Origin of the sequence: Aquiflexum sp., from assembly GCF_041751335.1 — a bacterium.
Taxonomy (GTDB): domain Bacteria; phylum Bacteroidota; class Bacteroidia; order Cytophagales; family Cyclobacteriaceae; genus Aquiflexum.
In genome coordinates, this window is the sequence record NZ_JBGSXS010000023.1 from 17,500 (window position 1) to 27,814 (window position 10,315).

The 10,315-nt window shown below is 37.1% G+C and carries 8 protein-coding genes; 4 read left to right on the forward strand and 4 right to left on the reverse strand.

What is annotated here, in order from left to right; all coding sequences use genetic code 11:
* Nucleotides 1-115: 115 nt before the first annotated feature.
* From ACEW8U_RS01220 to ACEW8U_RS01230, 3 genes are all read right to left on the reverse strand, one after another.
* The gene (locus ACEW8U_RS01220; RefSeq protein ID WP_373520210.1) at nucleotides 116-1,351 is read right to left on the reverse strand and encodes a porin; all 1,236 of its coding nucleotides are present in this window, start codon (nucleotides 1,349-1,351) and stop codon (nucleotides 116-118) included.
* A 100-nt stretch (nucleotides 1,352-1,451) separates the two neighbouring features.
* Nucleotides 1,452-3,713 carry an aconitate hydratase gene (locus ACEW8U_RS01225; RefSeq protein ID WP_373520211.1) on the reverse strand — a complete coding sequence of 754 codons (2,262 nt, stop codon included), beginning with the start codon at nucleotides 3,711-3,713 and terminating at the stop codon, nucleotides 1,452-1,454.
* Nucleotides 3,714-3,840: 127 nt separating this feature from the next.
* On the reverse strand, nucleotides 3,841-5,163 hold the full coding sequence (locus tag ACEW8U_RS01230) for a TIGR00366 family protein (protein ID WP_373520212.1): 1,323 nt from the start codon (nucleotides 5,161-5,163) through the stop codon (nucleotides 3,841-3,843).
* A 209-nt stretch (nucleotides 5,164-5,372) separates the two neighbouring features.
* Here ACEW8U_RS01230 and ACEW8U_RS01235 point away from each other — a divergent pair, with 209 nt between their 5' ends.
* Nucleotides 5,373-7,130 carry a histidine kinase N-terminal 7TM domain-containing protein gene (locus tag ACEW8U_RS01235; RefSeq protein ID WP_373520213.1) on the forward strand — a complete coding sequence of 586 codons (1,758 nt, stop codon included), beginning with the start codon at nucleotides 5,373-5,375 and terminating at the stop codon, nucleotides 7,128-7,130.
* 5 nt (nucleotides 7,131-7,135) lie between these two features.
* Here ACEW8U_RS01235 and ACEW8U_RS01240 read toward each other — a convergent pair whose 3' ends face one another.
* Entirely contained in the window at nucleotides 7,136-8,155 is a 1,020-nt protein-coding gene (locus ACEW8U_RS01240; RefSeq protein ID WP_373520214.1) for an acyl-CoA reductase, read from the reverse strand.
* Between the two features lie 138 nt (nucleotides 8,156-8,293).
* On the opposite strand from ACEW8U_RS01240, the gene ACEW8U_RS01245 reads away from it, so the two are divergent.
* From ACEW8U_RS01245 to ACEW8U_RS01255, 3 genes are all read left to right on the forward strand, one after another.
* Nucleotides 8,294-8,641, forward strand: coding sequence for a 4Fe-4S dicluster domain-containing protein (locus tag ACEW8U_RS01245; protein WP_373520215.1), 348 nt, complete (start codon nucleotides 8,294-8,296; stop codon nucleotides 8,639-8,641).
* A 183-nt stretch (nucleotides 8,642-8,824) separates the two neighbouring features.
* Nucleotides 8,825-9,154 carry a DUF3276 family protein gene (locus ACEW8U_RS01250; RefSeq protein ID WP_373520216.1) on the forward strand — a complete coding sequence of 110 codons (330 nt, stop codon included), beginning with the start codon at nucleotides 8,825-8,827 and terminating at the stop codon, nucleotides 9,152-9,154.
* Between the two features lie 121 nt (nucleotides 9,155-9,275).
* On the forward strand, nucleotides 9,276-10,315 hold a 1,040-nt coding region (locus ACEW8U_RS01255), incomplete at its 3' end, for an AI-2E family transporter (protein WP_373520217.1).

The window sequence follows — 10,315 nt, forward strand, 5'->3', positions numbered from 1 at the left end:
AAGCTTTTAGAACTCGGGTGAAAATTCTTAAAATAATATATTGCCGTAAACATACATTAAATTGTTTTTTGCACCAAACTTATTGTAATTAAAAATATAAAAAATATTATTCAAATTAAATCCCGAATTCGACCTGAAACATTCCAGTCCAAGAATTTCCTGAATTATCCAAATTGGAAAGTCCATCTAGCCATTTATATCCAAAATTACCTTGCAATTTTATCCTATGTCCTTTAAGATAATAAGTATATCCCATCATCACCTCATCTACCCTCTGTTGGAAAGAAGCAATCTGATCACCCGGTACAACATAGGAATATCTAAAAGCCAATTCAGAATTCTGATAGATCATTTTACTCAATTGCATGTTGATACCATGACCAATCTGAACATACCTTATATCTCCTGCCTCATTACTTGTAAATGGATCATTAGAGGTCCTTTGCATATATTCAGCTAGTATGGCGTTTCCTTTATACTTAAATATACCATCTAGGATAAAACTGTCCATTGTTCTATTTTCAAATAATTCCCGGCCCAACTGCCCGGAAGTTTTATTGGCCTTAATATTTTTTGAATAAGTCATGCCAATGGATATTTTTGGTCTAGGCTCAAATTCTAGATCCCCCTCAGAATAATCTCCATTATTTTTAAATAAACCCAAAGGCAAATACTCCACCCTACCTGTATAAGCAAGACCATTGTTGATAGCAGAGGCGTTCCTTCCATCTCCAGATGAAACCACTCCTTTTAATTGCACAAAAGAATCCTGTTTCAGTTTTTTGGTGTAGTAGGCAAAAAAGCCAAAGTCCCTGTCAATATTGAACAATCCGTTGGCTATAGACCTATCAGCAAATTGAAGATTACCTGAACTTGTCACCCTCTGTCTGTTTCCCGGCAACTTGGATTGCCCAAAACCAAAATAGAGATTGTCTGAAACAATATAATAAATGATGGCATCCCTAATGGGCTGGGCTATCATAGAAGTCTCTAAATCAAGATCTGCTTTAGAAAATGCCAATTGAATATAATACTGGAATTTGGGGTTTCCTACAAAACCGTCAAATCGCAGGCGGAGTCTTCTAACCCTCATTTCAAAAGCATTGACGCTAAATTCATCTCCTCCCAAAGTATTCAATCCTGCCCTGTTCTGCATTCTGAATCTTAAATTCATCAAAAAAAGAGAATCCTTTGAGAATTTGATTCCTTCATCCACATTTAAAAGGGCTCTTTCATCTGATTCTACGGTTTGTCCATAGGTTGATCTTAATGTGAAAATGAAGAGTGAAACCATAAAAAAAAGAAAATAGAATCTTCTCGTTAGGCTGTAAGAAGTAAAACCGATTTTCATGCGTTGCTACTTTAGTACAATTTAATACCATATTCCTATCTAAGACAAAAAAAAAGCTGTGATTTAAAATCAACAGCCTTTTTTTTGTAAAAAATACTTATCAAACTCCTGCTTTGATCAGATTAAGGGCAGAACCTGCCTTAAACCATTCGATTTGTCCGGCATTATAGGTATGGTTGACTTTGATTTCATGCTTGCTTCCATCAGCATGGTTCAGCACAACTGTCAATTGCCTTGCTGGTGCAAATGTATGTAAGCCTACAATATCAATGGCATCATCCTCCTGAATCAGGTCATAGTCCGCTGGATTTGCAAAGGTCAAGGCCAACATACCTTGTTTCTTAAGGTTGGTCTCATGAATTCTTGCAAATGATTTAACAAGAATAGCCCTTACACCTAGGAATCTTGGTTCCATGGCGGCGTGTTCTCTGGAAGATCCTTCACCATAGTTTTCGTCTCCGACCACAATAGAACCTATCCCATGCTGTTTGTATTGACGCTGAACAGCCGGAACTTCACCATATTCTCCGTTCATTTGGTTTTTGACTTTATTCGTTGCTTCATTGAAATAATTGACTGCACCGATCAGCATGTTATTGGAAATATTGTCCAAATGCCCTCTGTATCTTAGCCATGGACCTGCCATCGAAATATGGTCTGTAGTACACTTGCCTTTTGCTTTTATCAATAATTTCAATCCGCTAAGATCTTTTCCTTCCCAAGCTTTGAAAGGTTCAAGCAATTCGAGTCTTTCAGATTTTGGACTAACCACCACCTCGACAGAAGATCCATCTTCTGCAGGTGCCTGATATCCGGCATCCTCCACGGCAAATCCTCTTGTAGGTAATTCAAGTCCGGTAGGCTCATCCAATCTGACCTGATTACCTTCTTCATTGGTAAGAGAATCTGTCATTGGATTGAAAGTCAAATCCCCTGCAATCGCCAATGCAGTTACTATTTCCGGAGAAGCAACAAAGGAATGGGTGTTGGGATTACCATCCGCCCTTTTTGCAAAGTTTCTGTTGAATGAGGTAATGATGGAGTTTCTCTCCTGCTTTTCAGCACCATGTCTGGCCCACTGACCGATACAAGGACCGCAAGCATTGGCCAAAACCACTCCCCCCATATTTTCAAAAATATTCAGGAATCCATCTCTTTCAACTGTAAACCTCACCTGCTCAGAACCTGGAGTAATCGTATATTCAGATTTGGCAACAAGCTTTTTGTCCACAGCCTGTTGTGCCAATGATGCTGCTCGAGAAATATCCTCATAAGATGAATTGGTACAAGAACCGATAAGGCCCACTTCCAACTTGGCAGGCCATCCGTTTTCTTTTACCGCGGTGGCAAATTTTGATATTGGCCATGCCAAATCCGGGGTAAATGGCCCATTGACATGCGGTTCCAACTCGGAAAGATTGATTTCGATTACCTGATCAAAGAATTTCTCAGGATTTGCATATACTTCATCATCTCCGGTCAAATGGGATTTGATTCCATTGGCCATATCGGCTATATCCCCTCTATCTGTACCTCTAAGGTATGCTTCTGATTTTTCATCATAACCAAAAATTGAAGTGGTGGCACCTATTTCAGCTCCCATGTTGCAGATGGTGCCTTTACCTGTCGCTGACAATGATTTGGCGCCTTCTCCAAAATATTCAACTACTGCACCTGTTCCACCTTTGACGGTAAGGATGCCTGCTACTTTTAAGATTACATCTTTTGCTGAAGTCCAACCGGAAAGTCTTCCTGTAAGATTCACACCTATCAATTTCGGAAATTTAAGTTCCCAAGGTAAACCTGCCATCACATCACAGGCATCTGCACCACCAACACCAATGGCAATCATTCCAAGACCACCTGCATTAGGCGTGTGGGAATCAGTACCAATCATAATTCCACCCGGGAAGGCATAGTTTTCCAACACCACTTGGTGTATAATTCCTGCTCCGGGCTTCCAGAATCCAATACCATATTTATTTGAGACAGAAGAAAGAAAATCATATACCTCTCTGTTTTTATCTTTTGCCTTGTCAAGATCGGCAATGGCACCTACTTCTGCTTGGATCAAGTGATCGCAGTGTACAGTGGATGGTACGGCTGCCTGATTTCTTCCTGCCTGCATAAATTGAAGTAAGGCCATTTGGGCGGTTGCATCCTGCATGGCAACCCTGTCAGGATTAAAATCCACATAGGACACTCCCCTTTCATAAGTTTGGGAAGCTTCTCCCTCGGAAAGGTGAGCATACAATATTTTTTCCGTCAAAGTAAGTGGTCTGCCCACGGCTTTTCTTGCTGCTTCTATTCGGGAAGGAAACTTTGCGTATACCGCTTTGATCATTTCTATATCAAATGCCATTGAAAATAAAGTTTATGGTGTGAAAAGGAATTCTATTTATCGACCGCAAAGATAAAAAATCAGGACTTAAATAGAAGTAAAATGTAATTAGCCTTGGTTATTTATTATAGAGTATTACAAGAGTGGTTTAACAAATCAATACCCAGATACCCAATCCGAAAACAAAAAGTCCGCACAAAAAGAAGTAAATGGTATATTTTAAAATTTCTTTGGCAGAAACTCCAGTGATGGAAAGAAGTGGTAAGGCCCAGAATGGCTGTAACATATTGGTCAATTGGTCACCATATGCAAATGAAAGCACCATGCCGGAAGCATCAACTCCCATCTGCATTGCAGTTTCCATTAAAATCGGGCCTTGAATTGCCCATTGACCTCCACCGGAAGGAACAAAAAGATTAACAACTGCAGCACTGAAAAAAGACAATAATGGAAGAGTTTCTGCAGTCGATGCAGTCACCAACAATGAACCTAAACTTTCCAAAAAACCTGAATATTTGATCATCCCCATTATTCCTGCATAAAACGGGAACTGAATCAGGATGTCAGTGGCACTTTTTAAACCTTGTTCCAATGACTTCACATAATCTTTCAAATTTTTGAAAAACAATAAGCCAATGCCCAGTAGTAGAAAATTGACAAAGTTGAGGTCAAAAAAACCAAGGTTGCCCTGCTCAGAAAGAAAAAAGTCTGAAAGGCCTAATGTTAATATCAAAATTCCGATGATCGCTCCCAGATAACCATTACCTGATCTTTGCTCATTTTTATTTATTGAATCTCTAAGGGGAAAACTGGACATTTTTGGTTTTTTCTTACTTAGAAAGGACATTATCAAAATCAAGGCAACCACCAAAACTAAATTGATCAATAAATTTTGTTTGGAAAATATCGTCTCCGACACTGATAATAACCCAATAGTACTTTCTAAAAAATGCCCCTTCTCTGCTACTTTCAAAGTGGCAGAACCGGAAAGTCCCGAATGCCAAACCATCATACCCAAATAACCTGCTGCACATATCAAAGGGTAATTGATCGGGACACTATTTTTAAAGTTAACCTCACCGATTTTGCGGGCCAAAACAGCACCGAGAACCAATCCAAATCCCCAATTGATATAACCTGCGATTAGGGTAACTGTCCCTGTTATCAATACCGCTTTTAAATTACTGTTTGCCAAACTGGACAATTTGATAATCAATTTATTTATTTGATCAGAGGTCGCCAATGAATAGCCAAAAACCAAAATCAAAATCATCTGCATGGTAAATTCCAAGAGTTCCCAGAAACCTTTTTGCCAGAATTTCAACACTTCAAAACCATAATATGGGTAATTATGATCTGCAGGCTTAGTAAAAATCAGGATCAAAATAAATATAATCCCTGATAGCAACAATGCTATTTCAAAAGTGGAAGGAAATCCTGTTTTTGTTTTTTCCCTTTTTGCTAGATCCATGACAAGAATGTTTCGTCTTATTTGAATTAAACCTATGTTAAGGTATCTTAATGACTTTGGTTTTTTTTTAAACTTAACAGGATTTTGCCAGAAAGGAAATTATCTCAAAGTGTGGTTTATCCTAACCGCTGTAACTATGTTATAAAAAGACATTTTTTGAATTAAAAAATGATTACTTTGGTACACCTTATTATCATCTCAGACTTAGATTGGAATTGAATATTTTTTCCATTATCCTCTTGGTTTCAGGAATGTTAGTTGCTGGAATTTCAACTGTAATTATTTACAGAATGAAAGATGCTGTCCAATGGTTTGCCGTTACCATGCTTTTGGTTTCCATTTGGGCTATCGGCTATGGTATGGAACTCTTGAGTAAAACCCTTGAGGGAATGCTATTTTGGGTAAAAATTGAATATATCGGTATTGCTCTTGCACCGGGAACCTGGATTTGGTTTTGTTTGAAGTATACGGGATTGGATAAATGGGTGAATTACAAATCAGCAATTATAGTTTTTGCCATCCCGATTATCACCTATTTGATGATTTTGACCAATGATCTGCACCACTTACATTATAGAGAGGTTTCAGTATACAATTTTGGTCCCTTTCCATTATTGAAAATCACCATCGGACCTTGGTACGTAATCCATACCACATTTTTCTATTTGTCTCTTTTGTTTGGCAACATTCTTTTGCTCATCAAATTTAGAAGCGCTGACAGCATTTATAGAAAACAAATCAATTTATTGATTTTTGCTGGTGTCGTACCTTGGTTTTTCAATATTTCATACCTTTTGGGATATAGACCTTTTGAGCATATTGACTTAACGCCTTATGCGTTTTTGTTTACCTATATATTTATAGGAATTGCTTTGCTTCGGTTTGAGCTTTTCAATATCAAGCCTATTGCAAGAGATAAGGTATTTGAGCTGATTACCAAAGGAATACTTGTTTTTGATCCAAATGAAAAGGTAATCGATTATAACCGTGCCATTTTAAAGGCAATCAACAAACCAATGAACTCATTGATCGGGAAATCCATGGAGGAATTGTTCGGAAACAAACCTGAATTGTTGGAAATCATCAAAAATAGGGATGTCTGTGAAGTAGAACTTAAACTCGATTCAGGAATCATCAATTCTGAATTCAGAGTAGAGTGTGTACCAATCTTGGATAAAAAGGGGCACTTCAATGGTATGATGGTTTTATTCGAAAATATAAGTGCTGAAAGGAAAATACAAAGGCAACTGCAGTTTCAAGCTGATGAACTCGGTAGAACCAATTCACTTAAAGACAAACTTTTCACCATCATCTCACATGATCTAAGAGGCCCTATACTTGGCATAAGAGAACTTATTAGATTGACAAATGAGGGTGTTATAGGGAAAGATGAGTTTTTCGAGATCCTTCCCGAAGTCAACCAAAATATGGATTCAGTTTCCATTTTATTAGAAAACTTATTGGCTTGGACAAGTAGTCAGCTTAAGGGAGAGGTGGTGGAAAAAGAGGAGTTTAATCTTGAGGACATGATACAAGAGCAGTTTCTGTTATTTGATAAAACCGTAAATGAAAAAGGCATCTTATTGAAAAAAGTCAAATACACAAAAGGTGCTATTTTGGTTTTTGCTGACAAAAATATGATAGACCTGGCTATCAGAAATCTGATCAGCAATGCTATTAAATTTTCGGGAAAAGGGGATATAATTTCTGTTATTCTCAAAGAAAAAACTGAATCAGTTTATATCAGAATCAAAGATACAGGTTCTGGAATCCCTCCTGAAAATCTTGAAAAACTCAGAAAAAAAGAATCGATTAGCACTTTGGGAAAAAACAAAGAATCGGGAACAGGATTAGGTTTGTTGTTAGTGCAGGATTATATCTATAAAAATGGAAGTAACTTATACATCGAAAGCACCTTAAACGAGGGCAGTGAGTTTAGCTTTTATCTGTCAAAAAAACCGGTTTAAAGGTTTCAAGAAAGACTTTTCAGGAACTGTAATGTATCCACCCCATCAGCATAATCTCCTAGCCCCGGACATTGTGCACTACCAAAGTCCAAACTATTTGGATACCATCCTTGGAGAGACACAATACATTGAATTTTTTCTTGATCCGCTGATAGCCTGATGTTTAATTGATCCAAATTCCCGTAAAGTTCATAGTACAATACTGCAATTGGAGAAACTAAAGAATTGCTTTCCCGCATCAATAAAAACCCATTATCCAAGTGTTCATCTTTATTGACTAAAAATATTGACTTGTTGTATTCGTAGTTGTTGTAGTATTTGTGGTTTTGAGCTACTACTTTGAACTCAGCAATGGCATCAAGAAATTCAATTAACATGTCATTATCTCTGACGTATAGCTTAGATACATTTCTGCATCCCAATCCATAATATTGAAAAATGTCCTTAGCAAGTTCCCTAAAATCTTTTGGCTTTTCAGAACCATTCAAAATCCCGACTGAGGTTCTGTTCTTTCGGATAATATGGGGATATTTCCCAAAATAGTATTCAAAGTACCTGGCTGAATTATCGCTTCCTGTAGCAATATAGGCATCTTTGGCTTTTAACATTTCTTCCACCGAAATCAACGATTCAAATCCTGGTTCCAATTCAATCAATTCTCTGATAAGCCAATTGATCAACACCTGATCGGAAGTACTCAATTTGATACAGGCCTTGTGACCTACCATCAATACACATAAAAGGTCATGAAATCCAACAGCAGGCACATTCCCTGCCATCAAAATACCTATTGATTTCTTTTTAATTACAGGTTTTAAATCGTATGATTTGAGCCAAGATTCAAGATTTTCTTTCTTTAAATTTACGTATATGGCTTTAAGTGCGTTTTTAGTTTGTTCGGGATTAAACCAGGTATTGTTGTTTTGCACCCTAGATGACAGGATTTCAAACTCCTCTTCACCCATCATTTTTATTCTTTCCCCAAGTTTTACAAAAGCATCAATTCTTTCTTCCAGCGTCATCATTATTCAATTTTTGGCAAAGATATTCAAAACAGATTTAAAAAAATTTTGAAAGAATGAATATAAATTAATTAGTATGACAACTTTTTTTTGCGTGATTTGTTAATTGATTATTAATTTTGCGCAACAAAAAGATTCAACATGGCTATAATGATTACCGATGAATGCATTAATTGTGGTGCATGCGAGCCCGAATGTCCAAATACTGCTATCTATGAAGGCGGTATAGAATGGACTTGGGCAGGAGGTACAAAACTAAAGGAAGTTACGCTTGAAGACGGCACTGTTGTAGATGCCAATCAAAAACAGGAACCTGTATCAGACGAGTTTTACTATATCGTAACAGAAAAGTGTACAGAGTGTACGGGATTTCATGAGGAGCCACAATGCGCCGCTGTTTGTCCTGTGGACTGTTGTGTAGACGATCCTGACCATCGGGAATCAGAAGATGTCCTTATGGGTAAAAAGGAATATATGCACGGAGAATAAAAGAGGGTTAGCCCCTCTTTTATTATGTCCTCAACCTTTTTCATCAGGTTTTTGGAGTACCCAAAAGGCGTAGAAAAAAATAAGTTTTAAAAAAAACTGTATAATCCCTTGAATATATTTTTCGAATTCATTTATCTTGTCTCGCAAATAATTAATTAAACAAACATTTTAAAACCTTGCACAGTGGAAGATTATAGAGGAAATGACAGAGAAGAAATCTTCTCAAAAAGAGTAAAGGCCGGAAAGAGAACTTACTTTTTTGATGTAAAATCTACCAAGTCCAACGATTATTATTTAACCATCACCGAAAGTAAAAGACGAATGAAAGATGATTCATTTGTTTTTGAAAAGCATAAAATCTTTTTGTATAAAGAGGATTTCGGCAAATTTATTGAGGCATTGCAAGATTCAGTTGATCATGTCAAAAATGAACTCTTGCCCGATTTCGACTTTTCGCAATTTGACAAAGAAGAATCGGAAAATGAGTTTGATGACGAGTTGAAGTGGGAATAATCCCACTTTTTGACCAAGCTTGAAAAGGAAACATCTATGAATGGATTCAGTTCAGATTCATGATCTGAATTCATAATTATGTATCAAATGTTTCTTTTTTTCTTTAACTTTCACTACCCATATGAAAAGGCCGGTCATTTACCTTCTTGTTGCCGTTGTTTTATTTTTATTGCTGGGTTGGTATTTTGCAAATATTACCCAATACCTGATATTTTCCCTTGTCATCGCAGCCATCTTACGGCCTTTGACCAATAGAATCAATTCTTTTCACTTGATGGGGCAACATGTCCCGAGATGGCTATCAATCATCCTCTCATTTGCTTTGGTCATCAATTTGTTTTTTCTGATCAGCTTGTTATTTGTCCCTTTAATTTCTGCTCAAATACAGGTCATATCATCTTATGACTTGGACTATCTTTATGAACAAATTCAGAATCCAGTTGGAAAAATAGAGGACTTATTGATCCGGTACGAAATTATTAAGAGTGAACCTGGATTTTTGATCATGCAAGTAAGAGAAAACATGATTACAAGTTTCAGCGCAATCAATTTTCAGGGCATCATCAATACTGTTGTAAATACAACAAGTTCTATTCTGATCGCGGTGATGGCCATCAGTTTTATTACTTTTTTTCTCTTATTGGAAAATGGCATGCTGAGAAGAAACCTGATGAATCTGATTCCAAATGCCTATTTTGAATTGGCTGTTTCCACTTTCAACAAGGTTGAGCGGTTACTTTCAAACTATCTGATAGGTTTGTTGATTCAAATAACCTGTATTTTCTCAATCGCCTCCATTGGGCTAACTTTGATGGACATAGATTATGCGCTGACCATTGCCATGTTTGCGGCAGTAGCCAATTTAATTCCATATGCTGGACCGATTTTGGGTGCTTCTTTTGGGGTAATTGTCGGTTTATCAACAGGTGATTATGACAGTTCCAATCAAATCGGACTGATGATATTCAAAATTCTTTCTGTCTTTGGAGTCGTTCAGGTTACAGACAATGTCATATTGCAGCCATTGATTTTTTCGAAATCTGTAAAAGCACATCCGCTTGAAATTTTTGTTGTTATCTTTGCCGGTGCAAAAATCGCCGGTATACTGGGGATGATCTTTGCAATCCCTGTTTATACCATTATCAGAGTGTCCGTGATGGA